Annotated in this window: 13 protein-coding genes and 1 pseudogene; 10 read left to right on the top strand and 4 right to left on the bottom strand. The window is 69.7% G+C overall.

Translation table 11 applies throughout. From position 1 onward, the window contains the following. Positions 1 to 63: 63 nt before the first annotated feature. The gene (locus VGJ24_RS10915; RefSeq protein ID WP_331500726.1) at positions 64 to 516 is read right to left on the bottom strand and encodes an NAD(P)/FAD-dependent oxidoreductase; all 453 of its coding nucleotides are present in this window, start codon (positions 514 to 516) and stop codon (positions 64 to 66) included. A gap of 667 nt (positions 517 to 1,183) precedes the next feature. On the opposite strand from VGJ24_RS10915, the gene VGJ24_RS10910 reads away from it, so the two are divergent. Both VGJ24_RS10910 and VGJ24_RS10905 read left to right on the top strand, forming a co-directional pair. Next, entirely contained in the window at positions 1,184 to 1,429 is a 246-nt protein-coding gene (locus tag VGJ24_RS10910) for a putative signal transducing protein (RefSeq protein ID WP_331500607.1), read from the top strand. A gap of 175 nt (positions 1,430 to 1,604) precedes the next feature. Beyond that, positions 1,605 to 2,192, top strand: a complete 588-nt coding sequence (locus VGJ24_RS10905) for a phosphoribosyltransferase family protein (protein ID WP_331500606.1) — start codon at positions 1,605 to 1,607, stop codon at positions 2,190 to 2,192. Positions 2,193 to 2,400: 208 nt separating this feature from the next. On the opposite strand, the gene VGJ24_RS10900 is transcribed toward VGJ24_RS10905, so the two are convergent. Continuing rightward, on the bottom strand, positions 2,401 to 3,153 hold the full coding sequence (locus VGJ24_RS10900; protein ID WP_331500605.1) for an IclR family transcriptional regulator: 753 nt from the start codon (positions 3,151 to 3,153) through the stop codon (positions 2,401 to 2,403). A 144-nt stretch (positions 3,154 to 3,297) separates the two neighbouring features. On the opposite strand from VGJ24_RS10900, the gene VGJ24_RS10895 reads away from it, so the two are divergent. The 5 genes and pseudogenes from VGJ24_RS10895 (at position 3,298) to ptsP (ending at position 8,244) form a co-directional block, all read left to right on the top strand. After that, positions 3,298 to 4,080 carry an MIP/aquaporin family protein gene (locus VGJ24_RS10895; RefSeq protein WP_331500604.1) on the top strand — a complete coding sequence of 261 codons (783 nt, stop codon included), beginning with the start codon at positions 3,298 to 3,300 and terminating at the stop codon, positions 4,078 to 4,080. A gap of 52 nt (positions 4,081 to 4,132) precedes the next feature. Further along, entirely contained in the window at positions 4,133 to 5,134 is a 1,002-nt protein-coding gene (gene dhaK / locus VGJ24_RS10890; protein WP_331500603.1) for a dihydroxyacetone kinase subunit DhaK, read from the top strand. A 4-nt stretch (positions 5,135 to 5,138) separates the two neighbouring features. Further along, positions 5,139 to 5,774 (top strand): dihydroxyacetone kinase subunit DhaL, encoded by a 636-nt coding sequence (dhaL, locus tag VGJ24_RS10885; RefSeq protein ID WP_331500602.1) that lies wholly within the window; start codon positions 5,139 to 5,141, stop codon positions 5,772 to 5,774. A 22-nt stretch (positions 5,775 to 5,796) separates the two neighbouring features. Beyond that, positions 5,797 to 6,216 (top strand): annotated as a pseudogene (gene dhaM / locus VGJ24_RS10880) (dihydroxyacetone kinase phosphoryl donor subunit DhaM); the annotation flags it as partial. Continuing rightward, a complete protein-coding gene (gene ptsP / locus VGJ24_RS10875; protein WP_331500725.1) occupies positions 6,193 to 8,244 on the top strand; it encodes a phosphoenolpyruvate--protein phosphotransferase in 2,052 nt (683 codons plus the stop codon). The pseudogene dhaM and the gene ptsP, both read left to right, overlap by 24 nt. A gap of 735 nt (positions 8,245 to 8,979) precedes the next feature. Here ptsP and VGJ24_RS10870 read toward each other — a convergent pair. Both VGJ24_RS10870 and VGJ24_RS10865 read right to left on the bottom strand, forming a co-directional pair. Next, positions 8,980 to 9,636: a response regulator transcription factor gene (locus VGJ24_RS10870; protein ID WP_331500601.1), complete on the bottom strand. Its 657-nt coding sequence runs from the start codon at positions 9,634 to 9,636 to the stop codon at positions 8,980 to 8,982. After that, a complete protein-coding gene (locus tag VGJ24_RS10865) occupies positions 9,633 to 10,775 on the bottom strand; it encodes a sensor histidine kinase (protein ID WP_331500600.1) in 1,143 nt (380 codons plus the stop codon). Before VGJ24_RS10865 ends, VGJ24_RS10870 begins: the two co-directional genes overlap by 4 nt. 131 nt (positions 10,776 to 10,906) lie before the next feature. On the opposite strand from VGJ24_RS10865, the gene VGJ24_RS10860 reads away from it, so the two are divergent. The 3 genes from VGJ24_RS10860 to VGJ24_RS10850 form a co-directional block, all read left to right on the top strand. After that, a complete protein-coding gene (locus VGJ24_RS10860) occupies positions 10,907 to 11,806 on the top strand; it encodes an ABC transporter ATP-binding protein (RefSeq protein WP_331500599.1) in 900 nt (299 codons plus the stop codon). Beyond that, complete coding sequence (locus tag VGJ24_RS10855; RefSeq protein ID WP_331500598.1) at positions 11,803 to 12,615, top strand: ABC transporter permease subunit; 813 nt, start codon at positions 11,803 to 11,805, stop codon at positions 12,613 to 12,615. Before VGJ24_RS10860 ends, VGJ24_RS10855 begins: the two co-directional genes overlap by 4 nt. A 122-nt stretch (positions 12,616 to 12,737) precedes the next feature. Then, positions 12,738 to 14,117: DUF4389 domain-containing protein (locus VGJ24_RS10850; protein WP_331500597.1), on the top strand; the 1,380-nt coding region annotated here is incomplete at its 3' end.

Genomic DNA, 14,117 nt, shown 5'->3' with positions numbered 1-14,117 from the left:
GACGTCGAGCTCGCCACCCTCGGCTGGATCCACCGGCACAACCACGACCGCCTGCACTGGGGATCAACCGGTGACTCGGCGGGACGGATGGAAGCCGAAGGGTTCCAGCTCTGGTGGTTTGCGCCCGGTCATGACGTACTCGGCGAGTGTGGAGGCTGTCGTCGGTGCGAGAGTCACCCCCAGCATTCCGTGCGCTGTGGCGACGTAGGCGTTGTTGAAACCCGGCACCCGATCGATCAGGGGCAGCCCGTCGGGGACCATGGGCCGGCTGCCGACCCAGGGTTCCGCGATCTGGCCGATGAGCTCGTCGTTGCTGTGGAACCAGTCCCCCAGGTAGTGCCTGCTCGCCCGCGCGATCGCCTCGATCCGACGCTGCGCATCGAGCCGTCGATCGGGACGCTGAACAAGGTGAGCGCGCCGCGCACCACCAGAAGTGTTCCCACGAACACAACCAGGTCGTCCACGTTCCAGTCGACGAAGAAGATGATGGCGCCGTACCGCAGCAGGACCCACCATGCCTTGCTCACGACCTCCGTCTGCGCCCGGGTCCAGCGGCGCAGGTCGTCGAGGGGGCTCGTCACGATCATGATGCGCTCCTCTGATCGGCTGGCTGCTCGGCAACCAGGGTGTCGTACTCCATCTGCGCCAGGGTGGCGTCGAGCACGGCGTACTCCGCTTCCTGGACGGCCGCGTAGCAGTAGTCGATGACGTATGACGCGTAGGCGGAGGCGTCCTCGCGTTGCGCTTGGCCGCACCGAGGTCGTGCTCGGCCTTCTTCCGGTCGAGCTTCTCGCGCATCTTCGCCACGTGCTCGTCCCACGTCCGACTCACGTCGATCCACCAGGCCGAGATCTCGGCCGCGCTGGCGTCGACGGACTCCTGGAGCGCCTCGGCGTTCGCCTCTGACGCGTCCCGGGCCGCCGCGACGTCCTTCTGCAGGTCGTCGCGTGCCTTGTCGTGGGCCGCTGCGGCGCAGTCCTCGAGCTTCTTGGTGCGAGCCGACAGCTTGCTGAGCTGATCTGAGAGTGCCATTTCAGTTTCCTTTTCTCTGAGGGTGTGCGGTTGCTCCGTCAGAGAAACGGTCGTCCACCTGGCCGCGTCGTGACACCAGGGAGTCTCCGTGGGCCACTCGCGGGCCGTTCGCCGTCTCGGGCACCGGGGCCCACTGGCGGACGAGCCAGGAATGCCGCAGGCTGTCCGGGTGTCCGGTCTCACCGAGGAAGTCGCACGCGCGCCTTCGACGATCGAGGCACGGCTCATCGTCGGCATGCTCGAGGCCAACGGGATCACCGCCAGGGCGTCCGCGGACGACGCGGGTGGGCTCGAGCCCCAGTGGCAGCTGACCGAAGGTGTCCGGGTCCTGGTGACGCCCGAGGATGCCGAAAAGGCCCGGAGGCTCGTGGCCGAGGCCGGCTCCGCACCGGAGTAGCCGACCGGCGGCTCGCCCCCGGTCGCTGACTCGCCTCCCAGGAGGAGTGCTCGACCTGGTCCCAGCCCTGTCCGTCCATGCCCGGGCCGGGGGTCGGACGAGGGTCATGCACGGGGGCGATGCACGCGTGGTGGAGACACCGTGGAGACAGATGCCTTCTAGAAAGCCGGAAACGATGAACGACAAGCACCCGACCCGATCCACTCTCCGCCTCGCCCCTGCCCCCGGAACGTCGCCGGACGACGCCGAGGACCTCGCCTCTCGGCTGGCCACAGCACCCGGGCTCGTGCGTGCCGGTGCCGCTCACTGGGACAACGAGCGGACTCCCCTCCAGCCCCTGTCGCTGGAGAACGCCTTCGCGGACCCGGAGCTCCTGCGGGACCTCGGCACCAGGGGTGCGCGATTCGCCCACGAGCTCGGCGTTGATGTTGTCGTCGGGGCCGAGACCGCAGGCGTCCCGCTCGCGGCCTCGATCGCCCTGGCGGCTGGGATTCGATTCGCGTTCGTCCGCAAGCCGGGCTACCGCGGCCACGAGGACCATGAGCCCTCGGTGCGTGGAGCGGCAGTCGCCGGGAAGCGGGTCCTGCTGGTGGACGACGCGATCTGGACAGGGGCTTTGGTCGGACGCTTCGCCGGCGAGCTGGTCGAGGCGGGGGCCGAGGTCGCCGGCGTCTTCACGCTGGTCGACATGCGTGACGTCGCGCCCACGGTGACGAGCGTCGCGGCGGCGCTGCGCACCGAGTCGGTCGCCTCCTACCTGTAGGTACTCGACCTGGCTGCCGAGAACGGAGTCCTGGACCTTGCTGTGCACAAGCTCGCCGTGGACGCCACCCTGAACCACTGGACTGCAGACGACTCCAGATGGGACCTACTCCCACAGGCTTCGTAACAAGAGCCGTAGGTTCGCTGGCGCCAGGACGGTCGTCCCACCCGACCACGAGGATGCGACTCGACGGGAGGCGGGCCGCCGATCAATGGTGCGACGGAGGGGGCCAGGCCGGGGCGCCGAGCTCTCGGGACAACGCTCGTGCGGTCTCCCGCACCTGCCCCGCGGAGTCGCTCTCCGATGCCCCGGACATGACGACCCCGATCGCCCCGACCACGTCGCCCCACGAGTCGAACACCGGCGACGCGACGGCGGACTCGCCGAGGACCGCTTCGTCCTGCTCGCGGGCGGTGGCGGTGGTGCGGATCTTCTCGAGCTGCCGGCGTACGTCGTCGGGCGAGGTGAGTGTCTCGCCGGTCATGCTGCGCAGCTCGCCCTCCGTGAGGAGGCGCTCGGTCTCGTCGGGGAGAAAGGCCAGCATCGCCTTGCCCAGAGCGCTGGCATGTGCGGGGATCACGATGCCGACCTCGGGCATCTGGCGGCTGCCGTCGGGCCGCGGTTCGTGATGGATGATCACGACGTCGTCGATCAGCAGCACCCCCGTGCGGACCGCCAGGCCGGTGCGCCGGGCCAGGTCCTCGGCCCACGGGATCGCCTTGGAGCGCAGCTCGAGGGTGTCGAGGTAGACGTTGCCGAGACGGAGCACCGCCGGCCCGAGCTGGTAGCGGCTGGATCCGCGTTCCTGGACGACCATCCCGTGCTCGACCAACGTGCGCACGATGCCGTGCGTCGTGGACGGCGCGAGGTCGAGCCGAGCGGACAGCTCGGACAGGCTCATCCGGCGCGCACCCTGCAGCGCCGTGAGCACGCGGATCGCGCGGTCTACGGACTGGATCACGGTCGGAACCTCCGAGAGGAAGGGTCGGGCGAGCACAAAGTATGCCGAAGGGTCTTGCTGTGACCCCAATCACAGGCGTATGGTCCGTGCATCGTTCGACTATATCGAACGGTCTTCGTAAATCGAGCAGGAAAGGAGCTGGACATGCTCGACGAGACCACCACGGTCCAGAAGCTGGCCGCCGAATTCATCGGAACCGCGTTCTTGGTGTTCATCGGAGTCGGCTCGGTGCCGGCCACCCTCATCGTCAACGGCAACGCGCCGTTCACGATGGCCGACCTCGGCATGATCTCCCTGGCCTTCGGGACAGTGGTGATCGCGACCGTCTACGCACTCGGGCACGTAGGCGGCAACCACATCAACCCGGCCGTCACGCTGGGGCTCGCCGTCTCCGGCAAGTTCCCGTGGTCGCAGGTGCCGGGCTACATCGCGGCCCAGGCGCTCGGTGCGATCGTCGGCGCGGCCGCGATCATCGGTGTCCTCGGCCAGAAGGCCAGTGACGTCGGCCTCGGAGTCGCGTCGTACGGCGACATCAGCTGGGTGCAGGCCTTCACCGCCGAGTTCGTCGGCACGTTCATCCTGGTCTTCACGATCTTCGGCGTGATCTATCGCAAGGCCGCGGCGGGCTTCGCCGGCGTCGCGATCGGCTTGGTGGTGTTCGCCGCGATCATCCCGGTCGCTCCGGCCACGGGCGCCTCGATCAACCCCGCCCGCACCTTCGGCCCGATGCTGGTGCAGCAGATCGCCGGCGGCGACGTGAAATGGGAACAGCTGCCGGTCTACCTGTTCGCCGAGTTCCTCGCCGGTGCGGCCGCCGCGCTCTGCTACGCGTTCATCGCCCACACACCTGCCGACAAGGCGACCAGTGCGGCCGGCGTCGATCTGGCGGATCCTGAAGACGCGACCTTGACCCAGGCCCCGGCCTGACCAGCCCGAGAACCCTTAGAGAGCCAAATAGAGAGCCCATAGAGAGGGAGTCATGAAGAAGCTCATCAACGACCCGAACGACGTCGTCTCCGAGGCCCTGCTCGGGATCGAGGCCGCCCACTCCGACCTCCAGGTGGACCACGCGAACAAGATCATCTACCGCGGAGACACCCCCAAGCCGGGCAAGGTCGGGATCATCTCCGGGGGCGGCTCCGGACACGAGCCCCTGCACGGCGGCTTCGTCGGGCTCGGCATGCTCGATGCCGCATGTGCCGGCGAGGTGTTCACCTCACCCGTGCCGGACCAGATGCTCGCCGCGACCAAGCTGGTCGACGGAGGGGTCGGCGTACTCCACGTCGTGAAGAACTACACCGGCGATGTCATGAACTTCGAGATGGCCGCCGAGATGGCAGCCGCCGAGACGGGCGCCCGCGTCGTATCCGTCGTCACCGACGACGACGTCGCCGTCCAGGACTCGACCTGGACCGCAGGCCGTCGCGGTGTGGGGGTCACCGTCCTGCTCGAGAAGATCGCCGGCGCAGCCGCGGAGGAAGGTCGCGATCTCGACGCGGTCGCCGACGTGGCCCGCAGGGTCAACGCCCAGGGTCGCAGCATGGGCGTCGCCCTGACGTCCTGCACCGTCCCGGCTGCCGGAGCACCGACGTTCGAGCTCGGCGAGGACGAGATGGAGCTCGGCGTCGGCATCCACGGCGAGCCCGGTCGGCGGCGGGTGCCGCTCGCGCCCGCCAAGGAGATCGCCGAGGCGCTCGTCGAGCCGATCCTGGCCGACCTGCCCTTCGGCTCCGGCGAAAAGGTGATCGCGTTCGTCAACGGTCTGGGTGGCACGCCGCTGATCGAGCTGTACGTGATGTACAACGAGGTCAACAAGATCCTGTCGAAGCACGGCGTGAGCGTGGCCCGGTCGCTGGTCGGCTCCTACATCACGTCGCTGGAGATGGCGGGCTCGTCGGTCACCTTGCTCAAGGCCGACGACGAGCTGCTGCGGCTCTGGGACGCTCCGGTCAGGACTCCGGCCCTGAGGTGGGGGATCTGACGCGATGACCGACCACGTGACCACGGCGGCTTTCGACGCATGGGTACGGCGCTTCGCCGAGCTCATCGCGCAGGAGCGTGACCACCTCACCGAGCTTGACTCCGCCATCGGCGACGCCGACCACGGAGCCAACATGGACCGAGGGATGAAGGCCGCCGTGGTCGCGCTGGACGACACCTCGCCCTCGGGGGCCGGCCCGCTGCTGAGCAAGGTCGGCATGACCCTCGTCTCCACCATCGGTGGGGCCAGCGGCCCGCTCTACGGCACCCTCTTCCTGCGACTGGGCAGCACGCTCGGCGACGTCGCCGAGGTGACATCGGAGCAGGTGGCCGCGGCGTTCCGCGCCGGGCTCGACGGTGTCGTCGCACGCGGCAAGGCGGTCGCCGACGACAAGACAATGTACGACGCGCTGGCTCCGGCTGTCGACGCGCTCGAGGCAGGCCTCAAGGACGGGCTGGACCTCGCGTCGGCACTGGGACGCGCCCGCGAAGCGGCCGACGCCGGCCGCGACGCCACGGTCCCGATGCTTGCGCGCAAGGGCCGGGCCAGCTACCTCGGCGAGCGCAGCGTCGGCCACCAGGACCCGGGCGCCACCAGCGTGGCGCTGCTGGTGTCGGCCGCCGCAGACACGCTCGCCTGAACACGCCAGAGCGGAGAAGACCATGACTTCCGGGAAGGGCGTCGGCATCGTCGTCGTCTCCCACAGCCGGCCTCTCGCCAGAGCGGCCCTCGCGCTCGCCGCCGAGATGCTGCACGGCCGGCCGGTCCAGATCGAGCTCGCCGCCGGACTGGACGAGACGACCTTCGGCACCGACGCCGTACAGGTCAAGCAGGCCATCGAGAAGGTCGACGGGCCGGACGGCGTCGTCGTCCTCATGGACCTCGGCAGCGCTGTGCTCAGCGCCGAGCTCGCACTCGACCTCCTCGACGACCCGACTGCTCGAGACCGGGTCGTCCTCTCCTCGGCGCCGATCGTCGAGGGCTTGGTCGTCGCGGCGGTCGCGGCCTCCGGCGGCGCCAGCCGCGCAGAGGTGGCAGCCGAGGCGCGGGCGGCGCTGATGGGCAAGACCGCGCACCTCTCGACACCCGACGAGACCGCTCCGCTGGAGGAGACCGCCGTACCCGCGGCCGCCGTCGTCGGCACCTTCACCGTCACCAACCAGCACGGCCTCCACGCTCGCCCGGCCGCTCGCCTCGTGAGCGAGGTCGGTGGCCTCGACGCGACCGTCACCCTCACCAACCTCACGACCGGTACCGGCCCCGTGCCGGCGGGCAGTCTGAGCCGGGTCGCGACCCTGGGTGCCCAACGCGGCCACGAGGTCGAGGTCCGGGCATCCGGCCCGCAGGCCCAGGAGGCCGTCGAGCACCTGGTGGCCCTCGCCGCTCGACAGTTCGACGAGCCCACCGCACCGATCGCCGAGCCGGCTCCCGCCACGGTGGGTCCCGTGGCGGCGTCCCCGGGCATCGCGATCGGCCCCGTCGTCCGGCTCACCGCGCCCCCGGTCACCGACGATGAGCCAGGTTCTGGCAACCCTGCGACCGAGTGGCGGCGTATCGCCGAGGCCGTCGCAGCGGTACGCCGCGACATCGAGCACCTGCGCGCCCTCACCCTCCGCGAGGTGGGGGAGGCCGAGGCCGGGATCTTCGATGCTCACCTGACCCTGCTCGCCGACGCGGAGATGCTCGCCGACGTCAAGAATCGCATCGGGGCGGGGCTCGGGGCCTCCGCGGCGTGGACGGCCTCACTCTCCGACATCGAGCAGCAGTGGTCGGAGCTTCCAGACGCCTACCTCCGTGAGCGTGCCGCTGACGTCCGCGCCGTGCGCGACCAGGTACGACGCGTGCTCGCGGGGGTGGGCCACCATCAGACCGTGGAGGAGGGCGTCCTGGTTGCCCGCGATCTCACCCCCGCGCAGACAGCGGGCCTCGACACCAGCCGGATCCGGGGCATCGTGCTCGCCGCCGGCAGTCCGACCTCGCACGCCGCGATCCTGGCCCGCTCGAGGGCGGTCCCCCTGGTGGTGGCCGCCGGTCGCGACGTGCTGGCGGTGCCCGAGGGCACGCCGATCGTGGTGGACGGGGCGACCGGGGAGATCCATCTCGACCCGGCTCCTGCGGTGGTCGACATCTACCGTGCCCGCGCGGCCGACCTGGCGGCACGCCGTACCCGCGACCTGGCGGCGGCCAGCGAACCGGCCGTCACCAACGACGGCACCCGGATCGTCGTCGCGGCCAACCTCGGCTCGGTCGCCGACGCGCGGGCCGCGTTCGCCGCGGGTGCGGACGAGGCAGGGTTGATCCGCACCGAGTTCCTCTTCCTCGGACGCGAGGCGGCGCCATCGGTCTCGGAGCAGGAGGAGGAGTACGCCGAGATCGCGTCGGCGCTCGGCGGGCGGCGCGCGACGCTGCGGACGCTGGACGTCGGTGGCGACAAGCCGCTGCCCTACCTGCCCATGCCGGCGGAGGACAACCCGTTCCTCGGCGTACGCGGGGTGCGGCTCGCGCTGGACCGGCCCGGGCTGTTGCACGACCAGCTCACCGCGGTCTGTGCGGTCGCTCGTCGTACCCCGGTGTCGCTGATGTTCCCGATGGTCTCGACGGTTGCGGAGCTCACTGCGGCCCGCGCGGTCCTGCTCGAGGCAGCCGGCCCGTCCGGTCTACCCGAGGGTCTGCGCGTGGGGATGATGGTCGAGGTGCCGGCAGCAGCGCTGAAGATCGAGTCCTTCCTGTCCCAACTCGACTTCGTCAGCATCGGCACCAACGACCTGACCCAGTACACGCTTGCGGCCGAGCGCGGGAATCCCGGCGTCGCCGGGCTCTCCGACGCCCTTGACCCGGGCGTTCTGCAGCTGATCGACCGAGTGTGCCAGGCCGCACGCGAGCGAGCAGACGTCGCGGTGTGTGGCGAGATCGCCTCGGACGAGATCGCCATACCTCTCCTCGTCGGACTCGGCGTCCGCGAGCTCAGCGTCGGGCCCCACGCCGTACCAGCCGTGAAGGCGCGCGTGCGTGAGCTCGACCTCGGTCAATGCGAGCTCTTGGCCAAGCAGACGTTGCGGCTCGAGAGCGCTGCACAGGCGCGCGACTACGTGGCCACGGTGCTCGCCTGACAGCGAGGTCACCTAATCCCCGCGGAGCGACGCGGGTGCCGGGCCTGACGACGAAAAGCGGTTATCCGCTGACTCTGCGGATAACCGCAGGTCAGCGGGCCCTTCCTCTGGTAGCGGGGGCAGGATTTGAACCTGCGACCTCTGGACGAGATCGACCGCTACGGACGAGCTTGGACGATCACGGATCTCCTCGGGTTTACGCGGGAAGACCGCACGGTCACCTACGGAGTGTAGTGGGGTGACACGGGATGGTGGCCGGCTGTAAGTGGCCGGTTTCTGGCCGCCAGTCGAATCGCGCGCACGGCTCGTGTCGACCCAAGCTGACCCAGAAGGGATTGGCATGCGAAGCGCTACCTGAGAAGGTCACAGGAGCGGCTCGGCGCCGCACCCGGGGCCGCGCTCCCGTGGCATCGGAGCGGATCTCTTCCTCCGGGTCAGTCCAGCTGCCCCGAGACCGCCGGCACCAGCACCGTGAACTTGCTGCACGTTCTCGTGGAACCGGATCATCATCTGGACAGCAGCGCGGCAACCACGACGATGCTCGCAATGAGTAGCTGGTGTTGGAGGGCTCGATCACGGAAAACTGGCGTTGACAGGCGAACATCGGGATGTACAACGGCACCCAACTCACCGCACACGCGATGCGCGGCTGGTGCCGCATGTCCTTGACGAGACTGCGTTCATCGAATCCTGCTTGCTTGGCGGAACGGCTCTCCGAGTCCTTGCACGGCGGCTTCAGTCCCCCACCCGGCCGGTGTCGTAGGCCCACATCGCGATCTCAACCCTGTTGCGGGCGCCGATCTTGGTCAACAGGCTCGCGACGTGGGTCTTGGCGGTCGTCAGGCCGATGAAGAGATCGGCGGCGATCTCGGCGTTCGTGCGGCCACGGGCGACCAGCGCCAGCACCTCCTCCTCGCGATCGGTGAGCGGCTCGATCGGTTGGGTACGTCGGCTCGACGGTTCCCCGGCGGCCAGGGTGGCCAGCAACCGCCGCGTGATGTTCGGCGCGATCAGGGCATCGCCGACGGCGGCGGCATGCACGGCCTGGACGAGCAGCTCCGGCCCGGCGTCCTTGAGTAGAAAGCCTCGGGCGCCGGCCCGAAGCGCGCCGTGAACGTACTCGTCGAGGTCGAAGGTCGTGATCACCACCACCGCGATCGGGTCCGGGACGCCCCGCCCGGCGAGGAGCTCGGTCACCTCGATGCCGTCGAGCCCGGGCATCCGGATGTCGACCAGGCACACATCGGGGGTGAGCCGACGCGCCAGCTCGACCGCGGCGTGGCCGTCGGCGGCCTGACCGACGACCTCGATGTCGGGCTGGGCGTCAAGGATCATGGAGAGGCCGGTACGCACCAGATCCTGGTCGTCGGCCACCAGCACGCGCACCGTCATCTGCCTACCTCCGTCGGCAGCTCGGCGTCCACCGTCCACCCGCCCTCGGGCGCCGGCCCGGCACGCAGCGTGCCGCCTAGCAGTTGCACGCGTTCGGTCATCCCCAGCAGCCCGAAGCCGCGGCTCGCCGGCCGCGCCGGGTCGATCCGACCGTCGTCGGTCACGCGTAGCCGCAGCCTTCCTGCACCCTCGACGACCCGGATCTCCACACGCGTGGCGTTGCGGGCGTGCCGCAGGGCGTTGGTCAGCGCCTCTTGCGCCAGCCGGTAGACCGCCGTGTCGACCTGGAGCGGGAGTTGGTCCAGGTCCTCCGGCAGCTCCACGTCAACGACCGGGGCCGAGTCACGGCGGGCGAGGGACATCAGGTCGGCAACGCCGGGCTGGGGGGCGTACTCCGCAGGCGCTCCGTCGCGCAGCACCCGGACCATCGCCCGCATCTCCGCGAGAGTCCGCGATGCTTCCCCTTCGATGGCCGCCAGCGCCTCGAGCCCCGCCTCGGGTCGCTGCCTGGCCATCGCCCGGCCCGCCTGCGCCTGCACAGCGATCGCCGAGACGTGATGGGCGACTATGTCGTGCAGCTCACGCGCGAGGCCGACCCGCTCCTGGCTGCGGATCTGGTCCAACGCCCGGCGACGGCTCTCGGCGCGGTAGCGGAACGCCGCTCCGCCCGCCGCCGCAGCCACCAGAACGCCGAACCCACCGAAGAGCTCGGCCGGCCCGGAGTAGTCGGTCGCAATGCTGACCACCGCAGCGACCAGCACCACCGCCAGCCCGATCACGATCTCGCGCCCTGAGCCCCAGCGGACCAGCGCGTAGGCGAGCACCAGGATGTAGATCATCGTGTTGAGGCCCACACCCGGGATCCCGGCCAGCTGACTCGCCAGTCCCAACGCCATGCCGGTGCCGAAGCCCACCACGACGCAGACCAACGGGTGGGTACGCCGCCACAGGAGCACCGGCGCAAGCCCGACCGCCACGATCGTCACGAACGGCCGCCAGGCGACGTCGTCCCGGAAGACTCCCTCGAGCAGCGCCGTCACCATCAACGCCCCGACCAGCACCCAGTCGCGCGACACCCGTTCGGGAACGGCGGCTGCTCGGGGCTCGGCCCACAGCGAGCGCAGGGCGTTGGTGATCACACACCCAGCCTAGGGACCGCCAAGGCGCCGGGGACCGACCGAAAGAACGAGACCCCGCTCCTCCCGACGGCCGAGGAGGGTCCGGCCTCGACGCCGATGTGCGCACGCCGCGACGCGGCGAGGGTTCTCACATGATCACTGTTGAGTCACTGACCCGGAGGTACGCCGGCTTCGCCGCCGTCGACAACGTCTCCTTCACCGCCAAGTCCGGTCGCGTCACCGGCTTCCTCGGCCCGAACGGCGCCGGCAAGTCCACCACGATGCGCGTGATGGTCGGCCTGACCGCCCCGACGTCCGGCACCGCGACCATCAACGGAGAACGGTTCGCAGACCTACCCAACCCCGGCCTCGAGGTGGGCGTCCTCCTGGACGCCTCTGCCCAGCACGCCGGCCGCACCGGACGCGAAATCCTCACGATCGCCGCCGACACCATCGGTCTGCCCCGCCGCCGCGTCGACGAGATGCTCGAGCTCGTCAGCCTGACATCTTCGGAGGCCAAGCGCCGGGTTCGCAACTACTCCCTCGGCATGCGTCAGCGACTGGGTATCGGCACCGCACTGCTCGGGGACCCCCGGGTGCTGATCCTCGACGAACCGGCCAACGGGCTCGACCCTGCCGGGATCCGGTGGATGCGCGACCTGCTGACGAGCTTTGCCAGCCAGGGCGGCACCGTCCTGTTGTCCTCGCACCTGCTGCACGAGATCGAGGTCATCGCCGACGACCTGGTCGTGATCGGGAACGGCAAGATCGTCGCGTCCGGCAGCAAGGAGGAGCTGCTGGCGGCAGCGGGGACGCTCGTGCGGTCGACGTCACCGCGCGACCTCGCGCACGCCCTCGAACGGGCCGGGATCCCCAGCACGCTTGCAGGGGACGGCTCGGTCCGCACCGATGCCGACCCTGCTCGGGTGGGGGCCGTGGCCCTGACCGCCGGCATCGCCCTCACCGAGCTCCGGTCCGCCGAAGGCACCGGGCTCGAAGACATGTTCCTGTCGCTCACTGCCGACACCCAACGCGAAGGAGTTGCGGCATGATCGCCACGATCGTCCCTCCCGACACCATCGAGGCCGAGCCGGCCCGACGGACCGCCCAGCCCATCCCGACCAGCCGACTCGTCAAGGTCGAGCTGCGCAAGATGTTCAACACCCGCTCGGGATTCTGGATGCTGGTCTGCATCGGCGTCCTGTCGCCCATCTCAGCCGGGTCGCTTCTCGTCTTCGGCCTCAACAGCGACGTCACCTACCAGAACTTCGTGAGGGCGAGCGGGTTCCCGATGTCGGTGATCTTGCCGATCATCGCGATCCTGGCCGTCACGGGTGAGTGGAACCAGCGAAGTGGGCTCACGACGTTCACGCTGGTGCCGAGCCGCGGCCGCGTGATCGGCGCGAAGGCAATCGCGACCGTCCTGGTGGGCATCGGCGCCGTCTCTGTCGCCTTTCTGGTTGGCGCCCTCGGCAACGTGGCCGGTGCCGCACTCTCAGGCCTCGACACCGCGTGGGACATTTCGTTGTCCATGGCACTCCAGATGGTGCTCTACAACTTGGCTGGCATGGCCTTCGGCTTCGCCCTCGGCGTCGTGCTGCGCAACTCCGCGGCCGCGATCGTGGGCTACTTCGTGGCTTCACTGGTCATGCCGGGCATCCTCGCGCTCCTGGCCCAGGTGCGCTCGTGGTTCGAGGACCTGCAGCCGTGGATCGACTGGCACTACGCGCAGGTGGCGCTCCTCAATGGCGCCACGAACACTGTCAAGGAGTGGGCGATGCTCGGCTCGACCACGATGATCTGGATCGTCATTCCCCTCGTCGTCGGGCTGCTCTCCCTGCGCCGCTCCGAGGTCAAGTAGCCACACACGCGGAGGGCCCTATCCGGAACTCATTGCGCGTTCCGGATGCCGCCGTTTCGTGGTGGATCGGCTCAGCGCCCCGGCCATGACGTCGCCTGGCGACGAGAAGGGAGATCACAACCATGGCCACCTACACCCCACCAGCTGGACCAGGCCGCACCGCCTCGCGCAGGAACCGCCCGGTCCCCCTCATCATCGGCATCCTGTTCGCGCTCGTGGGCTTCCCGCTGCTGCTCGCAGGCCTCGGCCTTGGCTGGGCGATGGCCACCCAGCGCGACGACGACGGGTTCTTCAGCACCCCGACCGAGCAGCTCACCACCGAGACGGTGGCCCTCTCCAGCAAGGTCGTAAACCTCGGTGAGGCCGGCCCCGACGACTGGTGGGCCGACCGTGACCTCGCCACCGTGCGGCTGAGCGCCCGGTCCGCAGACGCAGCGGCCGTCTTCATCGGGATCGCACCGAGCGCCGACGTTGCGCGGTATCTGGGCAGGGCGTCGTACGACGAGATCAGCGACCTGCGCACCGACCCGTTCGACTACTCGCTGACCCGGCGTGGCACCGGCGGTGACCTGAGCGCGGCTCCCACGGACCAGGGGTTCTGGACCGCGCAGAGCAGCGGCCCCGGCACCCAGGCGCCGACCTGGGACCTCCAGCCCGGGACCTACACCGCCGTGGTCATGAACATCGACGGCTCCCCGGGGGTCGCGGTCGACCTGTCCGCGGGCGGACGTCTCGGCTGGCTCACACCGCTGGCATGGAGCCTCGGCCTACTGGGCGGCGCCCTGATCCTCGGCGGCGCACTGCTCGTCGTGTACGGCGCCCGGCCCCCGGGACCGCGGGTCCCCCGCCAGGTCGCGCCCGGTCAGCCTCCCGAAGCCGTCTGGCCCGACACCCCGGTGACCCTGTTCGGCGCGAAAGACCCACAGCTGAACCGGGGGCTCTGGCTGGTCAAGTGGTTTCTGGCGATCCCGCACTTCGTCGTGCTCGCGCTGCTGTGGCTGGCCTTCGTGGCTCTCACCGTGGTGGCATTCTTCGCGATCCTGGTCACCGGCCGCTACCCGCGTGGCCTCTTCAACCTCAACGTCGGCATCCTGCGGTGGACCTGGCGAGTGCAGTTCTACGCGACGGCTGCGATCGGCACCGACTACCCGCCGTTCACCATCGACCACACCGACTACCCGGCCGACCTCGACATCGCCTACCCCGAGCGGCTCTCGCGCGGGCTGGTGCTGGTCAAGTCGTGGCTACTGGCGCTGCCGCACCTGATCGTGCTGGGCGTGCTCGCGGGCACGTGGCAGTTCGGTGACGCGCACGGCTTCCAGTTCGCCGTCGGCGGTCTGATCGGTGCGCTGACGTTGGCTGCCGGACTGCTGTTGCTGTTTACCGGCCGCTACCCGGCGTCGTTGTTCGACCTGCTGGTCGGCCTGAATCGGTGGGTCTACCGAGTGACCGCGTACGTCGCCCTGATGACCGACACCTACCCGCCGTTCCGGCTGGACCAG

The sequence above is a fragment of the Nocardioides sp. genome (assembly GCF_036493135.1).
Taxonomy (GTDB): domain Bacteria; phylum Actinomycetota; class Actinomycetes; order Propionibacteriales; family Nocardioidaceae; genus Nocardioides.
The sequence above is the reverse complement of the archived record's forward strand: the minus strand, read 5'-3'. Positions and strand labels throughout refer to the sequence as shown.

Bases quoted from the DNA above. Each gene is read 5' to 3' on its own strand.
- dhaL (WP_331500602.1), top strand. From the start codon at position 5,139: ATGACCGACCACGTGACCACGGCGGCTTTCGACGCATGGGTACGGCGC.
- VGJ24_RS10905 (WP_331500606.1), top strand. From the start codon at position 1,605: ATGAACGACAAGCACCCGACCCGATCCACTCTCCGCCTCGCCCCTGCC.
- VGJ24_RS10855 (WP_331500598.1), top strand. From the start codon at position 11,803: ATGATCGCCACGATCGTCCCTCCCGACACCATCGAGGCCGAGCCGGCC.
- VGJ24_RS10910 (WP_331500607.1), top strand. From the start codon at position 1,184: ATGCCGCAGGCTGTCCGGGTGTCCGGTCTCACCGAGGAAGTCGCACGC.
- ptsP (WP_331500725.1), top strand. From the start codon at position 6,193: ATGGGCAAGACCGCGCACCTCTCGACACCCGACGAGACCGCTCCGCTG.
- dhaK (WP_331500603.1), top strand. From the start codon at position 4,133: ATGAAGAAGCTCATCAACGACCCGAACGACGTCGTCTCCGAGGCCCTG.
- VGJ24_RS10870 (WP_331500601.1), bottom strand. From the start codon at position 9,636: ATGACGGTGCGCGTGCTGGTGGCCGACGACCAGGATCTGGTGCGTACC.
- VGJ24_RS10895 (WP_331500604.1), top strand. From the start codon at position 3,298: ATGCTCGACGAGACCACCACGGTCCAGAAGCTGGCCGCCGAATTCATC.
- VGJ24_RS10915 (WP_331500726.1), bottom strand. From the start codon at position 516: ATGGTGGGTCCTGCTGCGGTACGGCGCCATCATCTTCTTCGTCGACTG.
- VGJ24_RS10860 (WP_331500599.1), top strand. From the start codon at position 10,907: ATGATCACTGTTGAGTCACTGACCCGGAGGTACGCCGGCTTCGCCGCC.